This is a genomic window from Staphylococcus schweitzeri (assembly GCF_002902405.1).
Lineage (GTDB): Bacteria > Bacillota > Bacilli > Staphylococcales > Staphylococcaceae > Staphylococcus > Staphylococcus schweitzeri.
Map to the genome: position 1 here is coordinate 1 of NZ_PPQS01000016.1, position 19,650 is coordinate 19,650.

Annotated in this window: 21 protein-coding genes and 1 pseudogene; 14 read left to right on the forward strand and 8 right to left on the reverse strand. The window is 31.7% G+C overall.

The annotated features are described in order from the left end of the window. Nucleotides 1-354: 354 nt before the first annotated feature. The 8 genes from ybaK (at nt 355) to CD116_RS03660 (ending at nt 10,008) form a co-directional block, all read left to right on the forward strand. Complete coding sequence (ybaK, locus tag CD116_RS03625; RefSeq protein WP_047551061.1) at nt 355-837, forward strand: Cys-tRNA(Pro) deacylase; 483 nt, start codon at nt 355-357, stop codon at nt 835-837. A gap of 235 nt (nt 838-1,072) precedes the next feature. Beyond that, on the forward strand, nt 1,073-1,837 hold the full coding sequence (locus CD116_RS03630; protein WP_078101783.1) for a DeoR/GlpR family DNA-binding transcription regulator: 765 nt from the start codon (nt 1,073-1,075) through the stop codon (nt 1,835-1,837). Then, entirely contained in the window at nt 1,834-2,754 is a 921-nt protein-coding gene (gene pfkB, locus CD116_RS03635; protein WP_047551068.1) for a 1-phosphofructokinase, read from the forward strand. The genes CD116_RS03630 and pfkB overlap by 4 nt, the downstream gene beginning before the upstream one ends. Nucleotides 2,755-2,759: 5 nt before the next feature. After that, a complete protein-coding gene (locus CD116_RS03640) occupies nt 2,760-4,718 on the forward strand; it encodes a PTS fructose transporter subunit IIABC (RefSeq protein WP_047530917.1) in 1,959 nt (652 codons plus the stop codon). Nucleotides 4,719-5,069: 351 nt separating this feature from the next. Next, a complete protein-coding gene (nagA, locus tag CD116_RS03645) occupies nt 5,070-6,251 on the forward strand; it encodes an N-acetylglucosamine-6-phosphate deacetylase (protein WP_047551071.1) in 1,182 nt (393 codons plus the stop codon). Between the two features lie 220 nt (nt 6,252-6,471). Further along, entirely contained in the window at nt 6,472-7,821 is a 1,350-nt protein-coding gene (locus tag CD116_RS03650; protein ID WP_047551074.1) for a hemolysin family protein, read from the forward strand. 227 nt (nt 7,822-8,048) lie between these two features. Further along, nucleotides 8,049-8,888 carry an aldo/keto reductase gene (locus CD116_RS03655; protein ID WP_047551077.1) on the forward strand — a complete coding sequence of 280 codons (840 nt, stop codon included), beginning with the start codon at nt 8,049-8,051 and terminating at the stop codon, nt 8,886-8,888. Between the two features lie 130 nt (nt 8,889-9,018). Continuing rightward, on the forward strand, nt 9,019-10,008 hold the full coding sequence (locus tag CD116_RS03660; RefSeq protein WP_047551080.1) for a glycosyltransferase family 2 protein: 990 nt from the start codon (nt 9,019-9,021) through the stop codon (nt 10,006-10,008). Nucleotides 10,009-10,074: 66 nt separating this feature from the next. On the opposite strand, the gene saeS is transcribed toward CD116_RS03660, so the two are convergent. The 8 genes from saeS to queC form a co-directional block, all read right to left on the reverse strand. Further along, nucleotides 10,075-11,130, reverse strand: coding sequence for a two-component system sensor histidine kinase SaeS (saeS, locus tag CD116_RS03665; RefSeq protein ID WP_000244419.1), 1,056 nt, complete (start codon nt 11,128-11,130; stop codon nt 10,075-10,077). Next, nucleotides 11,130-11,816 carry a response regulator transcription factor SaeR gene (saeR, locus tag CD116_RS03670; protein WP_047530924.1) on the reverse strand — a complete coding sequence of 229 codons (687 nt, stop codon included), beginning with the start codon at nt 11,814-11,816 and terminating at the stop codon, nt 11,130-11,132. The genes saeS and saeR overlap by 1 nt, the downstream gene beginning before the upstream one ends. Continuing rightward, nucleotides 11,791-12,264: a DoxX family membrane protein gene (locus CD116_RS03675; protein WP_001037800.1), complete on the reverse strand. Its 474-nt coding sequence runs from the start codon at nt 12,262-12,264 to the stop codon at nt 11,791-11,793. The genes saeR and CD116_RS03675 overlap by 26 nt, the downstream gene beginning before the upstream one ends. A gap of 350 nt (nt 12,265-12,614) precedes the next feature. Then, nucleotides 12,615-13,055, reverse strand: coding sequence for a DM13 domain-containing protein (locus CD116_RS03680; protein WP_047530927.1), 441 nt, complete (start codon nt 13,053-13,055; stop codon nt 12,615-12,617). 255 nt (nt 13,056-13,310) lie between these two features. Further along, nucleotides 13,311-13,895, reverse strand: a complete 585-nt coding sequence (locus CD116_RS03685) for a hypothetical protein (RefSeq protein WP_047426955.1) — start codon at nt 13,893-13,895, stop codon at nt 13,311-13,313. Between the two features lie 98 nt (nt 13,896-13,993). Next, entirely contained in the window at nt 13,994-14,707 is a 714-nt protein-coding gene (queE, locus tag CD116_RS03690) for a 7-carboxy-7-deazaguanine synthase QueE (RefSeq protein WP_047426958.1), read from the reverse strand. A 3-nt stretch (nt 14,708-14,710) separates the two neighbouring features. After that, nucleotides 14,711-15,130 (reverse strand): 6-carboxytetrahydropterin synthase QueD, encoded by a 420-nt coding sequence (queD, locus tag CD116_RS03695; RefSeq protein ID WP_047426961.1) that lies wholly within the window; start codon nt 15,128-15,130, stop codon nt 14,711-14,713. A gap of 1 nt (nt 15,131) precedes the next feature. Further along, nucleotides 15,132-15,800, reverse strand: coding sequence for a 7-cyano-7-deazaguanine synthase QueC (gene queC, locus CD116_RS03700; RefSeq protein WP_047530934.1), 669 nt, complete (start codon nt 15,798-15,800; stop codon nt 15,132-15,134). 353 nt (nt 15,801-16,153) lie between these two features. Between queC and CD116_RS03705 the strand changes: the two genes are divergently transcribed. From CD116_RS03705 to CD116_RS13820, 6 genes and pseudogenes are all read left to right on the forward strand, one after another. Further along, nucleotides 16,154-16,747 (forward strand): anthranilate synthase component II, encoded by a 594-nt coding sequence (locus tag CD116_RS03705; RefSeq protein ID WP_047530936.1) that lies wholly within the window; start codon nt 16,154-16,156, stop codon nt 16,745-16,747. Next, nucleotides 16,731-17,882 carry a chorismate-binding protein gene (locus CD116_RS03710; protein WP_047551083.1) on the forward strand — a complete coding sequence of 384 codons (1,152 nt, stop codon included), beginning with the start codon at nt 16,731-16,733 and terminating at the stop codon, nt 17,880-17,882. The genes CD116_RS03705 and CD116_RS03710 overlap by 17 nt, the downstream gene beginning before the upstream one ends. After that, nucleotides 17,882-18,490 carry an aminotransferase class IV gene (locus CD116_RS03715; protein WP_047551086.1) on the forward strand — a complete coding sequence of 203 codons (609 nt, stop codon included), beginning with the start codon at nt 17,882-17,884 and terminating at the stop codon, nt 18,488-18,490. The genes CD116_RS03710 and CD116_RS03715 overlap by 1 nt, the downstream gene beginning before the upstream one ends. Nucleotides 18,491-18,553: 63 nt before the next feature. Beyond that, nucleotides 18,554-18,760, forward strand: coding sequence for a hypothetical protein (locus tag CD116_RS03720; protein ID WP_047530940.1), 207 nt, complete (start codon nt 18,554-18,556; stop codon nt 18,758-18,760). A gap of 99 nt (nt 18,761-18,859) precedes the next feature. Continuing rightward, nucleotides 18,860-19,570, forward strand: a complete 711-nt coding sequence (locus CD116_RS03725; RefSeq protein WP_047426975.1) for a 5-oxoprolinase subunit B family protein — start codon at nt 18,860-18,862, stop codon at nt 19,568-19,570. After that, nucleotides 19,566-19,650 (forward strand): annotated as a pseudogene (locus CD116_RS13820) (hypothetical protein); the annotation flags it as partial. The gene CD116_RS03725 and the pseudogene CD116_RS13820, both read left to right, overlap by 5 nt.

Sequence of the window (19,650 nt, forward strand, 5' to 3'; positions counted from 1 at the left end):
TTTGATGAATTCTAACAGAAGTTTCTATTGGTAGTGTAAGTTGGGTCATGTTATTACGTAGTATTAATGGCGAGACTCCTGAGGGAGCAGTGCCAGTCGAAGACCGAGGCTGAGACGGCACCCTAGGAAAGCGAAGCCATTCAATACGAAGTATTGTATAAATAGAGAACAGCAGCAAGATATTTTCTAATTGAAAATTATCATACTGCTGTTTTTTTAGGGATTTATGTCCCAGACTGTTTTTTATTTTAGATGAAATGACAGAGATAAAAATGAATGACAAAAACTTATCAATTTATGCTACTTGTGAAAGTGTTATGATAGTTTTTGAAATAGTATTTATGAGGTGTTGAAATGGCTAAGAATAAGAAAACTAATGCAATGAGAATGCTTGACCGAGCTAAAGTTAAATACGATGTACATAGTTTCGAAGTACCAGAGGAACATTTATCTGGGGAAGAAGTTGCCAAGATTATTAAAGAAAATGTTGAAACGGTATTTAAAACTCTGGTACTAGAAAATGCGAAACATGAGCATTTTGTCTTTGTAATTCCAGTTAATAAGACGTTAGATATGAAAAAGGCAGCTGCGATTGTTGATGAAAAGAAATTGAATCTTATGCCTTTAGAAAATTTGAAAAATGTAACTGGATATATACGTGGTGGTTGTTCACCAATAGGTATGAAACAATTGTTTCCAACAGTCATTGACGCATCAAGTGAACAGTATGAATTTATTAGTGTAAGTGGAGGACTTCGTACGATGCAAATAACAATTGCTGTTGACGATTTGATAAGTATTACTAAAGCTAAAATTGGCTCGGTTGTTCATGATTAAACAACGTAATTATGCAAATTAAATAGCGATTGATTAATAGATGAAACTCAACGATTTTGTTGAGTTTTTTTATTGGTCTTTTAATGATTATAATAGGGGATATTCAAATTATATAGTGTAAAAGGTAATAATATTGTAATTTTATCGTCACATTTTGATTGTTTGTGATTGTTTTTGGTAATTTATGATTGAAATGTGAAAGCGTACTCATTATAATACAAAGTGAGATGGGGTGATGATGATGATTACTGAAAAGAGACACGAGTTAATATTAGAGGAGCTTTCGCATAAAGATTTTTTAACATTGCAAGAATTAATTGATAGAACGGGTTGCAGTGCTTCAACTATTCGAAGAGATTTATCAAAATTACAACAATTAGGTAAATTACAACGTGTTCATGGTGGTGCTATGTTAAAAGAGAATCGTATGGTCGAAGCAAATTTAACTGAAAAGTTAACTACCAATCTAGATGAAAAGAAAAAGATTGCTAAGTTAGCAGCGGTTCAAATTAATGACAACGAATGTTTGTTTATTGATGCTGGTTCATCTACGTTAGAGCTTATTCAATACATTCAAGCAAAAGACATTATTGTTGTAACAAATGGTTTAACTCATGTAGAAGCATTACTAAAAAAGGGAATAAAAACAATTATGCTAGGTGGTCAAGTTAAAGAAAATACACTGGCAACTATTGGTTCTAGTGCAATGGAAATATTAAGACGTTATTGTTTTGATAAGGCGTTTATCGGTATGAATGGTTTAGATTTTGAACTTGGATTAACTACGCCTGATGAGCAAGAAGCTCTAGTGAAACAAACGGCAATGTCGTTAGCTAACAAGTCGTATGTACTTATCGATCACTCTAAGTTTAATAAAGTATATTTTGCTCGTGTACCAATGTTAGAAAATACTGCAATCATCACATCTGAAAAAGCATTAAATCATCAAGCGTTAAAAGAATACCAACATAAGTATCATTTTATAGGAGGGACTTTATGATTTATACAGTTACATTTAACCCTTCAATTGATTATGTCATTTTCACTGATGACTTTAAAATTGATGGTTTGAACAGAGCAACAGCAACATATAAATTCGCTGGAGGAAAAGGTATAAACGTCTCACGTGTCTTAAAAACATTGGATGTTGAATCAACTGCCTTAGGATTTGCAGGAGGATTTCCTGGGAAATTTATAATCGACACATTAAATAACAGTGAAATTCAAGCAAGTTTCATTGAAGTAGGTGAAGATACGCGTATTAATGTGAAATTAAAAACGGGACAAGAAACAGAAATTAATGCACCAGGTCCTCATATTACTTCAGCACAATTCGAGCAACTTTTAAGTCAAATTAAAAGTACGACAAGTGATGACATTGTTATCGTTGCAGGAAGTGTACCGGGTAGTATACCTAGTGATGCTTATGCACAAATTGCACAAATTACAGAAAATACTGGAGCTAAACTAGTTGTTGATGCTGAAAAATCATTGGCTGAAAGCGTTTTACCTTATCATCCGTTATTTATTAAACCTAATAAGGATGAATTAGAAGAGATGTTTAATATGACTGTGAAATCAGATGCTGACGTCATTAAATATGGACGTCAATTAGTAGATAAAGGCGCACAATCTGTTATCGTTTCTCTCGGTGGTGATGGTGCGATTTATATTGATAAAGAAAAAAGTATTAAAGCTGTAAATCCACAAGGGAAAGTGGTTAATACAGTTGGCTCAGGAGATAGCACTGTTGCAGGTATGGTAGCGGGAATTGCTTCAGGTTTAACGATTGAAACATCATTCCAACAAGCGGTAGCATGTGGCACTGCGACTGCATTTGACGAGGACTTAGCGACGCGAGATGCTATAGAAAAAATAAAATCACAAGTTACGATTAGCGTACTTGATGGGGAGTGAATGAAATGAGAGTAACAGAGTTATTAACTAAAGATACAATAGCAATGGATTTAATGGCAAATGATAAAAATGGTGTCATTGATGAATTAGTCAATCAATTAGATAAAGCTGGTAAGTTAAGTGATGTCGCAGCATTCAAAGAAGCGATTCACAATCGAGAATCACAAAGTACTACTGGTATCGGTGAAGGTATTGCTATTCCACATGCGAAAGTAGCTGCAGTTAAATCTCCAGCAATAGCATTTGGTAAATCAAAAGCTGGTGTAGATTATCAAAGTTTAGATATGCAACCTGCACATTTATTCTTTATGATAGCAGCTCCTGAAGGTGGCGCACAAACACATTTAGATGCTTTAGCTAAATTATCAGGTATTTTGATGGATGAAAATGTACGTGAAAAGTTATTGCATGCATCATCTCCAGAAGAAGTGTTAGCAATTATTGATCATGCTGATGATGAAGCGACAAAAGAAGAAGAGGCAGAAGCTGAAGCGCAACAAGTTGAAGCTTCAGAACAAGTAACTAAAGAATCGAATGAACCATATGTTTTAGCTGTTACAGCATGCCCAACAGGTATTGCACATACTTACATGGCACGTGACGCATTGAAAAAGCAAGCGGACAAAATGGGCATTAAAATTAAAGTTGAAACGAATGGTTCAAGCGGTATTAAAAACCATTTAACTGAACAAGATATTGAAAATGCAACAGGTATCATTGTTGCTGCAGATGTTCATGTTGAGACTGATCGATTTGATGGTAAAAATGTTGTAGAAGTACCAGTAGCAGATGGTATTAAACGACCAGAAGAATTAATTAATAAAGCATTAGATACAAGTCGTAAACCTTTTGTTGCTCGTGATGGTCAAAGAAAAGGTAATTCAAATGACAATCAAGAAAAATTAAGCCCAGGTAAAGCATTCTATAAACACTTAATGAATGGTGTTTCTAACATGTTACCACTTGTTATTTCTGGTGGTATTTTAATGGCAATCGTGTTCTTATTTGGTGCGAACTCATTTAAACCGGACAGTGCAGATTATAACGCGTTTGCAGAACAACTTTGGAATATTGGTAGTAAAAGTGCTTTTGTATTAATCATTCCAATTTTATCTGGATTCATTGCACGTAGTATTGCGGATAAACCTGGTTTTGCATCAGGTCTTGTAGGTGGTATGTTAGCAATTTCAGGTGGTTCAGGATTTATTGGTGGTATTATTGCTGGTTTCTTAGCAGGTTACTTAACGCAAGGTGTTAAAGCCATGACACGTAAGTTACCGCAAGCATTAGAAGGATTAAAGCCGACATTAATTTACCCACTATTAACAGTTACTGCAACAGGATTATTGATGATTTATGTCTTTAATCCACCGGCATCTTGGTTAAATCATTTGTTATTAGATGGATTAAATAATTTATCAGGTTCAAATATAGTTCTATTAGGATTAGTTATCGGTGCTATGATGGCGATTGATATGGGAGGCCCATTCAATAAAGCGGCATATGTATTTGCGACAGGGGCGTTGATTGAAGGTAATGCAGCACCAATTACAGCTGCAATGATTGGTGGTATGATCCCACCGTTAGCAATTGCGACAGCGATGTTAATTTTCAGACGTAAATTTACAAAAGAACAACGTGGTTCAATCATTCCTAACTATGTGATGGGTATGTCATTTATTACAGAAGGTGCGATTCCATTTGCGGCTGCTGATCCATTACGTGTTATTCCTTCAATGATGATTGGTTCAGGTATAGGGGGCGCTATCGCTTTAGGCTTAGGTTCTCGAATTACTGCGCCACATGGAGGTATTATTGTAATTGTTGGTACGGATGGTGCACACTTACTACAAACACTTATTGCACTTGTAGTAGGTACACTTGTCTCAGCACTTATATACGGTTTTATTAAACCTAAATTGACAGAAACAGAAATCGAAGCTTCAAAATCAATGGATGAATAATTTCATTTACTTTATAGGTTTCCGACTAATATGATGATACTCATGCAAGGCTAAAGAAGTCATTGAAATGTATCATATAAGATTGGTTTTAGTTTAAAATTATAATAATAGCACTTTCGATTGGTTCATTTTATGAATTGATATGAAAGTGCTTTTTCTATTTAAATAAAAATTTTTAAAAAGATGAGATGTTTTAGAGTGACGGAGAAATTAATTTACGTCATTTTGTAAAACATATCATGAATGTATAGAAATTTTTAAAATTCTGCAAAAAGTTATGCCAAATGTTATAGATATAGTAAAATATGATTGTCTTATGATGAAAATTTAAATAAAAAGAAGGGTTCATACGTGTCAGAATTAATTATATATAACGGCAAAATTTACACTGAAGATGTAACGATCGATAAAGGTTATGTCCATATTAAAGATGGGCGTATTGTATCAGTTGGAGAAGTCGATAATGTAGAAAATATCGTGAATGATACAACTAATAAAATTCAAGTTATAGATGTACAAGGACATCATGTATTACCAGGATTTATAGATATACATATCCATGGTGGTTATGGGCAAGATGCTATGGATGGATCATTCAATGGATTAAAATATTTGTCTGAAAACTTACTTTCTGAAGGTACGACGTCATATTTGGCAACAACTATGACACAATCAACAGATAAAATTGACCAAGCACTTTTAAATATAGCGAAATATGAAGCGCAACAAGATATTAATAATGCAGCTGAAATCGTAGGTATTCACTTAGAAGGTCCATTTATATCTGAAAATAAAGTAGGTGCACAACATCCTCAATTTGTCGTTCGACCATATATAGATAAAATTAAGCATTTTCAAAATACCGCTAACGGATTAATCAAGATTATGACGTTTGCACCTGAAGTTGAAGGTGCAAAAGAAGCGCTTGAAACGTTTAAAGATAGCATTATTTTTTCAATTGGTCATACAGTCGCTACATACGAAGAAGCAGTCGAAGCTGTTGAGCATGGTGCGAAACATGTTACACATTTATACAATGCAGCAACAGGATTCAAACATAGGGAACCGGGGGTGTTTGGAGCAGCATGGTTGAATGATGCTTTACACACCGAAATGATTGTTGATGGTACGCATTCACATCCAGCATCAGTGGCAATTGCTTATCGTTTGAAAGGTAATGAACGTTTTTATTTAATTACGGATGCAATGCGTGCTAAAGGTATGCCAGAAGGTGAATATGATTTAGGTGGTCAAAAAGTTTTTGTTCAATCTCAACAAGCTCGTCTTGAAAGTGGTGCGCTGGCGGGAAGTATTTTAAAAATGAATCATGGCTTGCGTAACTTAATATCGTTTACAGGAGATACATTAGAAAATTTATGGCGTGTAACAAGTTTGAATCAAGCAATAGCACTTGGAATAGATGATAGAAAGGGTAGTATTAAAGTTGAAAAAGATGCAGATATCGTTATTGTTGATGATGAAATAAATGTTCAGTATACAATTAAGCAAGGTAAGGTTCATTCATATAGCTAAAATATAAACATAATTAAATGCATACAACAGATTTAATCTGTTAACATAAGTACTTTATATTATGATAGAATAGAAGCAATAACATTTTTTTCTGGGGGTGTCTAAATGGGAAGGCGATAACATGTAGTTGTAATTTAAGTCATAGAGATAAGTTTGAATACGTGTTACCCATGAGTGACACATATAACATGGAGGTGAATCCCTAGAAATAGGGAATTAATTGGAAACTTCGACCATAATTAGTTTGATTATATTTATTCTATTAATTGCATTAACCACAGTCTTTGTTGGTTCAGAATTTGCATTAGTAAAAATTAGAGCAACAAGAATTGAACAGTTAGCAGATGAAGGTAATAAACCTGCTAAAATTGTAAAGAAAATGATAGCTAATCTAGATTATTATCTGTCTGCATGTCAATTAGGTATTACGGTAACATCTTTAGGTTTAGGTTGGCTGGGGGAACCAACTTTCGAAAAATTATTACACCCAGTATTTGAAGCGATTAATTTACCTACTGCTTTAACTACAACAATCTCGTTTGCAGTATCGTTTATTATTGTGACGTATTTACATGTGGTACTTGGTGAGTTAGCACCTAAATCTATAGCGATTCAACATACTGAAAAGCTTGCTTTAATATATGCTAGACCACTATTCTATTTTGGTAACATAATGAAACCATTGATTTGGTTAATGAATGGTTCAGCACGTGTGATCATTAGAATGTTTGGTGTAAATCCTGATGCACAAACAGATGCAATGTCAGAAGAAGAAATCAAAATTATTATCAATAATAGTTATAATGGTGGAGAAATCAACCAAACTGAATTGGCATATATGCAAAATATCTTTTCATTCGATGAAAGACATGCAAAAGATATTATGGTACCTAGAACACAAATGATTACTTTAAATGAGCCTTTTAATGTTGATGAATTATTAGATACGATAAAAGAACATCAATTTACGCGCTATCCAATTACTGAAGATGGCGATAAGGACCATATAAAAGGATTTATTAACGTAAAAGAATTTTTGACTGAATATGCTTCTGGAAAGACGATTAAAATCGCCAACTATATTCACGAATTACCGATGATTTCAGAAACAACACGTATTAGTGATGCCTTAATACGTATGCAACGTGAACATGTGCATATGAGTCTTATTATAGATGAATACGGTGGTACGGCAGGTATTTTAACAATGGAAGATATTTTAGAAGAAATTGTCGGCGAAATTCGAGATGAATTTGATGATGATGAAGTAAATGATATTGTTAAAATAGATGATAAGACATATCAAGTAAATGGTAGAGTTTTATTGGATGATTTAACAGAAGACTTTGGTATTAAATTTGAAGATTCAGAAGATATCGATACAATAGGCGGATGGCTGCAATCGCGCAATACGAATTTACAAAAAGATGATTTTGTCGATACAACATACGATCGTTGGGTTATTTCAGAAATTGATAATCATCAAATCATTTGGGTGATCTTAAACTATGAATATAATCAAGCTCGACCAACAATTGGAGATACTGATGAAGATGACAAGTCAGAATAAGAATTAATTACTATACCAACTAAGAATGATATGAATCATTTTTGGTTGGTTATTTTTATTTAAAATAGTATTTATACTAAAAGTTTAAAATAATAAACTATAGAAAATCAAATAAGGTAGTAGTGCCTATTTTAAAGGAATAAGAGAAAACTAATTAATTGAGTTTGATAAAAAAATTAGGGTAATGTAAAAGTATAAATGATACATAGAATGGAGAGATATAAAAAATGGAGAATGATGTACAAATTTTAAATAATGGTTATCCAATGCCATCAGTTGGTTTAGGCGTTTATAAAATATCGGATGAAGATATGACGGAAGTAGTTAATGCTGCGATTAATGCAGGATATCGTGCTTTTGATACAGCATTTTTTTATGGTAATGAATCATCACTAGGAAGCGCATTAAAAAATAGTGATGTAGCCCGCGAAGACTTATTTATAACAACAAAATTGTGGAATGACTATCAAGGCTATGAGAAAACATTCGAATATTTCAATAAATCGATTGAAAATTTGCAAACGGATTATCTTGATTTATTTCTAATACATTGGCCATGTGAAGAAGATGGGTTGTTTGTGGAGACATATAAAGCGATGGAAGAACTTTATGAACAAGGTAAAATAAAAGCAATAGGTGTATGTAATTTTAAACAACATCATTTGGAAAAATTGATGTCTGAAACACATGTTGTACCTATGGTGAACCAAATTGAAGTACATCCTTATTTCAATCAGCAAGATGTTCAAGACTTTTGTGACTGTCATGATATTAAAGTGACAGCATGGATGCCATTAATGAGAAATAGAGGATTACTTGATGATCCAGTCATTATTAAACTTGCTGAAAAATATGAAAAGACACCAGCACAAATCGTTTTACGTTGGCATTTAGCTCATAATAGACTTATAATTCCGAAATCGCAAACTTCAAAACGTATTCGTGAAAATATAGATTTATTTGATTTTAATTTAGATCTAACTGAAGTGGCTGAAATTGACGCTTTAAATAGAAATGCAAGACAAGGTAAAGATCCAGATGATGTTAAAATAGGTGATTTAAAATAATCAAATATTAGATTTTACGTTTATGAGTGCCTTTTAATGTGTACTATAAAATAAATGGAAGAATTATTATAAGCCATTAAGTTTTACTTTAGTACAGACAAAATCTTTAAAATATAAAGGATGGACATAGATGAAAATTAGAGTTGTCATTCCTTGTTTTAATGAAGGGGAAGTCATTACACAAACACATCAACAATTAACTGAGATACTTGCACGAGATAGTCATGTAAAAGGTTATGATTATAATATGCTTTTTATAGATGATGGAAGCACTGATACTACAATTGATCAAATGCAAGATTTAGCGTCAATAGATAGCCATGTCAGTTTCATTTCTTTTAGTAGAAATTTTGGGAAAGAAGCAGCTATGATTGCAGGATATCAGCATAGTACGGATTTTGATGCTGTCATAATGATTGATTGTGATTTGCAACATCCACCTGAATATATTCCTAAAATGGTTGAAGGTTTTATGGAAGGTTATGATCAAGTAGTAGCAAAGCGTGATCGTAATGGCGAAAATTTAAGTCGTAAAACATTGAGTCATGTATATTATAAATTAGTCAATTGTTTTGTTGAGGAAGTAAAATTTGATGATGGTGTTGGCGATTTTAGGCTTTTAAGTCAGAGGGCCGTTAAATCTATTGCCTCACTTGAAGAATATAATCGATTCTCTAAAGGGTTATTTGAATGGATTGGTTATAACACAAAGGTATTTACGTATCAAAATGTAGAAAGACAAAAAGGTGAGTCTAAATGGTCGTTTAAGAAATTATTTAATTATGGCATTGATGGTTTGATTTCTTTTAACAGTAAACCGCTCAGAATGATGATTTATTTAGGTTTATTCATTTTTTCAATAAGTGTACTATATATCATTTATTTGTTTGTAAATATTTTAATTTCAGGTGTCAATATTCCTGGGTATTTTTCAACTATTGCGGCTATTTTATTATTAGGTGGAATACAGTTGATTTCAATAGGTGTCATTGGTGAATATATAGGTAGAATTTATTATGAGGTTAAAGCAAGGCCAAAATATATTATTCAAGCTACAAATCTATCTTTTGCAGAAGATAATAAGAAAGAGTTACAAAAAATTTATTCTAAAAAGGCATAAAAAAGAAGCTCTCAAATGGGAGCTTCTTTTTAGTCTTTGCATTTTCATTAATAAAAATAAATCGAATTATGATGTAATGTCTAATTTGTGTAATGTTACAGTCATCGTAGTTCCTACATCTATATCACTGTTTACACTAATCTTTGCATTATTTTGTTGCGCAAGTTCATTAGCAATATATAAACCTAATCCAGAACCGCCCGTCTTAGTATTACGTGAATTTTCAACTCTAAATGTACGTTCAAATATACGGTCTTGTAGTTCCGGTAAAATGCCAATACCTTCATCACTAATTGCAATGTCAATGGTATCTTGTTCTTTATTCTCGCTAATATTAATATCGATGCGACTACCAACATTTGAAAATTTCAAAGCATTATCAAGTAAATTTGTTAATATACGCTCAAGTGGGGTACGATATTGATAAAATGCATCAATTTCACTACAGAAATTTACTTCTAATGTGCGATTTTCATGTTTCATTCGTTGTTCATATGGTTGTAATATCGATACAAGTAATTGGTCTAGTTGTATTAATTCTGGGGGATACGTTTTACCTGTATTTAAAGTGATAATATGAGTCATATCATCGAATAATGTTGATAAGCGGTTGGCTTGTTTAATCAAAATGTCATATGACTCTTTAATTTCATGATCTTTTGTGATAATACCATCACGTAAACCTTCAGAGTATGAAATGATACTAGCTAAAGGTGTTTTTAAATCATGGGCTAAATTTTGAATCAGTTCTGTTTTTTCTTGTTGTTCGGATTTAATTTGATTCATCTGTTGCGTAATTTCAGAAGCCATTTTATTAAAAGATTGATTTAATTCATAAATTTCTTTTGGTGAATTAAACGTTTTATCATTGCTTGCGTAATTTCCGTTAGCGAATTGCTTTGTTTTAATATTAAACTGCTTAATTTTTTGAATAAGCGGGTTAATAAAAATACTACATATTAACAAAGTTAAACAGCTTGTAATGATTGTCGTTAAGGTCAAAGTTAGTGTCATATGGCCGTTAAACCACATTAAAATGTATGCAATTGCTAAAATAGTTGAAGTTAATAGTATACTCGATACGACGCCAATAATGATTTGACTTCTAATTGATAACACCATTATCGGCTCCTTTCAAATTTATATCCTAATCCCCATACAGTTGTGATGGTATAAGTTGTAAAGTTTTCCTTTTCTAATTTTTCTCTTATGCGATGAATATGAACATTTACGGTATTAGCATCTTCGTAATAATCATATCCCCATACTTTTTCAAGTAACTCTGATTTTGAAATTACTTCATTTTCTCTTGAAGCTAAATACCACAATAATTCAAATTCTTTAATACGCATTGAGACTTCGTGACCATTAACAGTCACCACTTTGCTTAAATTAATAAGCGTAAGTTCATCAAAAGACAGTTGTTCAACTGGTTGATGATGATATTTCTTCATGCGTGTAAGTAAGTTATTTACACGTAAAACAAGTTCTCTTGGACTAAACGGTTTTTTGACATAATCATCTGCACCAAGAGTCAATGCATAAATGGTGTCATGTTCTTGTGTTTTGGCAGTTAAATAGATAAAAGGAATATCTAATTTTTGCCTTTTCATTTCTTTGACAATGTCGTAACCATTAACTTCCGGCATCATGATGTCTAGCACCATAATATCAATATCATTTGATAATAAAGAAATAGCTTCTTTACCGCTAGTTGTTGTTGTTACTGTGTAACCTTCATATTCAAAATAGGTTTGACAAATGTCTACAATGTCTTGTTCATCATCCACGATCAGTAAGTGGGTCATCTATTTTTTCACCTCTGTTCTTACGACCTCTAAAGTAATTAATGATTTCTTTAAGTGAAATCTGTTTTAACAATGAATGGCTCATTAATAAAAGGATAAAGAAAGTTAATTGAAGAGGATACGTAAATATCATATCTGCTAAGATATAATTTATCATAACAAAGGCCCCAAAGAAACTAGCAGTATATGCAAATACTCCAAAAATTAAACCTAATCCAATTGCAAGTTCTCCAAGTGGAACAATAATATCAAATAATGACGTCGTATGTGCAACTACATTTGCGAAAAACCATTTATACCATTCAGGTGAATCAGTATTGTTTGCAATTACTGGTACTAAGCCTTTTAACGTGAAACCGCCTGTTAATTTTTCATAGCCTTGCATTAACATGACAATACCTGAACCAACACGAATGATAAATGTAATGAGTAACAATAATTTATTCATGGTGTCCACATTCTTTCTATTTTTTGTGTTTGTAATTTATATAAACATAAGATTGAGCAACATAGGCTAGTTTGAAGTGTCATGTGAACATGAAGTGGTTAAGCTCATGGTTGTTATAAGCCAATTAATCCTCAAGCTCTAAAAAAGTATGCCTTATGTACTATAAATTCTTATGGGATTGAATTATTTTGTATATATGTTTAAAAAAGGAAAGTATGATTTCTACGAGCTAGGGGGGCTGTGAAATCATACGCTTTCCGTTGTGTGATGTGTGTAATGTATATTTTAAAAGTTAGTAATGTAATAGTATGATGTTATGATTTTAATAAAATGTGTAACTCAGAAATTGATTATTTTAATTTAGCGCCACCAAAGATGACGTGTGCTTTTTTACAATAGATTGTAACTTCATCGTATTTACTTAAATCAACATTTTTAAGATCAAATGTTTGTTTTTCTTTATCGTAGTCTACCATTGCGATTTCTTTACCATTTTTAATGTCTCCATTTTTAGTTAGGTAAACATATAAATCAGGGCCTTTAGATGATTTGTAGTTAGTAAGCATTAATTTACCATTTTTAATCTCAGCTTTACCTTCAACAGTTTCACCATTTTTAGAACTGAATGTACCTGTTAGGTGTTTTGTTTTATCAGTTTTAACATTGTTGTCTTCTGATTTTGTCTTTTGTTCAGTTTTATTACCTTGATCCTTTGAATTAGAATTACCACAAGCGCTTAATGTTAATACAGCTGCAACAGCACCAACTGCTAAAAAATATTTTGTATTCATGCTAACTCCTCATTTCTTCAATTTGATAAGTTAAGTTTAAAGTGAAGGCAAATAATATGCCATTAACTAATTCTTAACTTCGTTTAAATATCGCTTAACTAATATTGAAGAAAGAATAATTTGAAAACGAAAATATTTGCCTGATTTAAATAAATAGGTTGTTAGAAAGATGGTGTGTGTAAATCAACTTAAAATATAAAATAAAAAACACAACTGATTTGACAGTAAATCAGCAGTGTTTTTTAGCGTTTTAATTTAAAATTTGTATACCTTTTGCCATAACAAGAATAATAAGAAAATTATATAAACGATTAAATATAAGTACCAATATGGCGTTAAGACCATCATAACGATAAATGATATGTTAATGACAATAAGTCCTTTAATCATTAGTCGTTTAATTTTTTTATTATTTTCAGCATCATTATCTAAATTATTGAAAGTTGCAGTAAACAACATAATACCACCGACGATGAAAATGGCTGGGGCTAAAAATGGTATAGACATATATATAGATTGTGTACTTGAGAAGTCTGTGACACGTTGTGTTAAGCTGACAACAATCGTTAATATAATGGCAATAAATTTTTGATCTGCAATATACACAGGTTTTAATTTTTTATCGATATAAAACTGTAGCATCGTCCAAATGATAAACATAGTTATAGTACATATCGTAATAAAATTATATTTATCGATAATGAATGTATTTATAATGGCATTGATTGTAATAGACAATAACATAGCACTTAAAGATAGTTGCTGCATTCGATGCCGATATAAATTAAATCCAGTAATAAGTATGACGATAGCAATATTAATTAATATATATACAATCATGATAGACTCCTGTTCGTTATACTTCAATCAATTATTATATCAATTAATATTTTGTTATTCATTAGATACGACTTATAAAAAGAAAAATCAGCTAATATTTATACACCTTTTTTATTGCTCCATAGTAAAGTGTGTAACTGTGGCAACACATAAACATGGTTCATATCGCTACTTTGCATTACTAAGTCCACTAATTGTTCGTAGCGTTCTAATAATTTAGCAGTATGATTATCGACACTTTCAGATAAATAAGGATTACCAACTTGTAAATAAAAGGGGATGTTAGGATAGCGATGATGAATCATTTTTGCGAATTCATAATCATTATCATCAAATACAACCACTTTTAAGTTTAATGAAGATGGAACACATTGTTTAATAACTTCATCTAACTTATTTAAATCAGGTGTCATTGCAGAACTTGGCGGCTTTGGACTTATCGTTAAATCATCAATTTGAGTCATCCAAGGTTGAAATTTACTTCCTTGCGTTTCTAATGCGCTATAAATACCTTTATCTTGAAATAAATCTACTAATTCTTGAATACCTTTAATTAATGCTGGATTGCCACCAGAAATAGTGACATGGTTAAATTGTTCGCCACCGACACGTTTTAATTCATCATATATCTCTTCTGCGGTCATAAGTTTTATATCGCCTTTTGCGCTACCGTCCCATGTGAATGCTGAATCACACCAGCTACAACGATAATCACAACCAGCAGTTCTTACAAACATTGTTTTCCTACCAATTACTCGACCTTCGCCTTGTATTGTTGGTCCAAATATTTCAAGTACAGGAATCTTTGCCATGGATTACACCTGCTCCTTTGGTCTATATACAACATAACTAGTTGGTGTTTCTCTTACAAATACTTGAATACATTTAGGTTGATGTTCAAGAATATCTAAATTTTCTTTTACAATTTGATAAATCGTTTCAGCAACAATTTCAGTTGATGGTATTTTATTTTTAAAAGCTGGTAAGTTATTTAATAATTGATGATCAAATTTACCATGTATCATCTTTTTTAAATGACTAAAGTTTATTAAAAAACCTGTATCATCAAGTTTATCGCCAACAATTGTTAAATTAACAAAGTATGTATGACCATGAACATTTTGACAAATACCAGCTTCTTCGCATGGAATATGATGTGCTGCTGAAAAATTGAAGTCTTTATTTAATTCGAACTGGAATGGATGCGTTGTACTTGGATATATTTGTTGTAACATTTTAAAGTCCTCCTTTACTTTCAAGATATTGATTTAAACCACGTTGACGTAATTGACAAGCTGGACATTCACCACAGCCATTTCCAACGATACCGTTGTAACAAGTTAATGTATTGGTACGGATATAATCTAAAACACCAAGCTCGTCACTTAACTGCCAGGTCTCTGCTTTGTTTAACCACATTAATGGGGTATGGATGACAAAATCTTTATCCATGGCTAAACTTAAAGTCACGTTCATTGATTTTATAAAACTATCACGACAATCTGGATAACCTGAAAAATCAGTTTCGCAAACACCTGTAATAATATGTTTTGCACCAATTTGATATGCAAGAGCTCCTGCAAATGATAAGAAAAGTAAATTTCTTGCTGGTACAAAAGTATTAGGTATGCCATCTTCGTTGTTAGTGATTTCCATATCATGTTGTGTTAAGGCGTTAGGAGTGAGTTGGGATAATAATGACATATCTAAAACATGATGTTTCATTCCTTGTTCATTTGCAATTTGTTTTGCTACTTCAATTTCAGTATCATGTCTTTGTCCATAATTGAATGTCACGAGTTCGACATCTTTAAAATGTTTTTTTGCATAAAATAGACATGTTGTACTGTCTTGACCACCGCTAAAGACGACGATTGCTTTTTCATTATTTAATACGCTTTGCATTATTATAATCGCTCCTATCATTTGTAAAATTAATAAAGAGGTTAATCACGTTGATAAGCTTCTTTTTAACTTATAAAATAAAAAAAGCCTATCTCCATAAAAGATAGACGAAAGAAATGGGTTGCTCATATAATATAATTTATAAGGCATACCAACAGAAGTTTGAAATTTCAGTGTCTAGTTTTTTATAGAGGGTTTCAGCTAGGAACCTCTGATATTAATTTATGTACGAAGATTAGAATAAACCATATAGTAGTTAAAATCAAGGTCAGCAAAGTGACAATGCTACCAATGTTGAAGATACAAGAATAACATATTAAAAATAAATAACATAATTAGAACGGGAGTTTAATATGATTCTAGTCATAGATAACAATGATTCATTTACATATAACTTAATAGACTATATTAAGACACAAACAAAATTACCGGTTGAGGTTATAGGTATTGATTCACTTGTGGTTGAACAGATGCTTAATTTAGCGCCACAAGCAATCGTTATTTCACCTGGACCTGGTAAGCCAGATGACTATCCTTTACTTTATAAAGTAATAAAATATTTTCATAAGCAGATTCCAATTTTAGGTGTGTGTCTAGGGTTTCAATGCATCGTTTCATATTTTGGGGGAAGAATAATACATAGCCACCGACCTGTACATGGGCATACAACACAATTGCAACATTTAGGTGTGGGTATTTTTAAAGATATTCCACAAAATTTTAATGTTATGCGTTACCACTCATTAATTGCTGAACAACAATCGTTTCCAAAATGCTTAACTATAACTGCCACAAATGATGAGAACGTCATTATGGGGTTAGAACATCAATCGTACCCAACGTATGGCGTACAATATCATCCTGAATCTATATTGAGTGAATATGGTTATAAACAAGTTGAATTATTTCTAGCAAAGGTGTGTGAAAATAGTGAAAATAGAATTTAATTATCGCTATTATTTAAATGAACATGACTATGAACAACATCATATTCAAATGAATGATTTAGTTGCTAAAAATATAGCTACAAATTTGAATGAAGTTGGTAGGGTAATTCAATTTGCTGAATTACAACAACAGCAAGGTAATTATGTTGCATTATATTTAAGTTATGAAGCAGCAAAGTATTTTAATCCTTCAATGGCAACTCATTTTCAAGAGTTAGACAATATAATTGCAGCAGCATATAGTTTTGGAAAAGTTAAAAAGTTGGTTTCAGATAACAATCAATCTGTAAAGTATGAATCTAAACATCAATTTTCGTTTACAGAAACATCTGAAAATATGATAGCCAATATAAAACGTGTCCAACAAGCCATCGTTGAAGGTGAGACATATCAAGTAAACTATACAACTCGACTAATAGATGAAATATATTATCCAATTACAACTTTATATGATCAGTTAACACAATTTGGTAACGGAAATTATACTGTTTTGTTAGATACCGATGAAGTTCAAGTAGCATCAATTTCACCAGAGTTATTCTTTCAAAAAGGGAATTTTCAAGGTATGGAAAATATCATTATTAGTAAGCCGATGAAAGGAACAATGCCTCGTGGAATTTCAAATGAAGAGGACCAATTTAATTATGAAACCTTGAAAGCATCAACAAAAGATCGTGCAGAAAATGTAATGATTGTTGATTTACTGCGCAACGATATAGGTAGAATTTCTCAAAGTGGCACAATTAATGTATATAAACCATTTTTTATTGAGACGTATAACACTGTATTTCAGATGACGACTATGGTAAGCGGAACATTATTACCGCATACCGATTTATTACAAATTTTAACAGCACTATTTCCGTGTGGATCGATTACAGGTGCACCTAAAATAAATACAATGTCCTATATTAATAAATTAGAAACGACACCACGTAACATTTATTGTGGTGCAATTGGATTATTATTACCTAATGATGACCAAAAGATGATTTTTAATATTCCAATTCGTACAATTGAATATAAAAATGGACAAGCAGTTTATGGAGTTGGAGCTGGTATAACGATTGATTCGAATCCGATAGACGAAGTGAAAGAATTTTATGCAAAGACCAAGATTTTGGAGATGTTATAATGCAATTATTTGAAACAATGAAAATTAAAAATGGTCAAATACCAAGAGTTAAATATCATACAAAGCGTTTAAAACTTTCTGCTCAAAAATTGAACTTTCAATTCGGAGAGCAAGAATGGCATAAAATTATCAATGAAATGACAAGTAAGTATCGTATAGGGGAGTATAGATTGAAAGTCACTTTGAATGCACAGGGTGATTTTGAAACGATAGTTTCTGAATTACCAAAGAAAAATACATTTACGGCAAAGATACAAACACTCCAAAATTCGGTTGAACCCATATTTTTAAATAACAAAACGACAGAACGGAAACATTTAGATCATCAACATGAAACAGATTTAATATTATTGACATCTCCGAACGGTAAAGTGCTTGAATTCGATATTGGAAATATCGTAATTGAAGAAAATGGTAAATGGTACACGCCAAAATATGATGGGGATTTCTTGAAAGGGTGTATGAGAACTTATTTAATAGAGCAAAACAAGCTAACTGAGAAAGACTTTGATAAAAATGAATTAATTGTTAAATATCGTAATGATGAGATACGTTTATTTCTCATAAATAGTTTACGAGAGGTTGCCGTTGTACACCTTTGCCTTTAAAATTAAAGAGATAATAATCCAAAAATTAAGATGAAAGCTAAAAAATGTTAAATGGGGACCAATATGATTATTGTTTATATCTTACTATTGTTAATTTTAGTTATTGCAAATCATCGCATTGTAAATCGATTGCTTTCTGAAAATAGAACATACTTTGTTCGACTAGTAGCAACGATTACGACTGTTATTAGTTTTGTACTAGTCTATGCGTTGATACGTGAAATTATGCCATATGTTGTTAGGATGATGGATTTACTGTATCATCAGTAAGTCATATATAAAGCGTGATTAAAACGTTAATGAGTTCTTTAATTAATAAAGAAATAACGTAAACATACCAATGTGTATAAATTTTGAAGAGGTGTACTTATGAAAATATATAATCAAGGTGACCAAGCTATTGTTGTAGCAATTGAAAAAGAAGTATCTAAAAGTTTAACAGAAGATTTACTAACACTTCGATCATATTTAATTGAACAAAATTATCCATTTATTATAGAAATTGTACCTTCTGAATCAGATATGATGATTGTTTATGATGCAAGAGATATGATTAAACATCATAATATCCAGTCACCTTTCCTATATATGAAAGCGTTGATTGAATCTATTCATTTAAATATAAAACATGAATTTAATCAACAAGAATCTATAGAGATACCTATTGTTTATGGAGCAAATTATGGACCTGATTTAGAAACGCTATTAAAGCACTACAAATTGAAATTAGAATCATTTATAGAACTACATTCCAAATCACAATATTTTGTTTCAATGATGGGATACTCACCTGGTTTTCCATATTTAACTGGATTACATAAAAAGCTATATGTTAATCATACGAGTAATGAGAAAAAATTTATCCCTGCAGGTTCGGTTGTCTTAGAAGGTAAAAAGTGTGGTATTGTGACTACTGATACGTTTAATGATTGGCTAGTCATTGGTTATACACCAATATCTCTTTTTAATCCTAATGAAAAAAATTTCGCGCGTTTAAAATTAGGCGATAATATTAAATTCAAACCAATTAATAAGGATGAATTAGAACTGGGAGCGTATAAAGATGGCAATTATAATTGAAAAAAGTGGCTTATTCAGTAGCTTTCAAGACTTTGGTAGAAGAGGATATGAGCATGACGGTGTAATTCCATGCGGTGCAC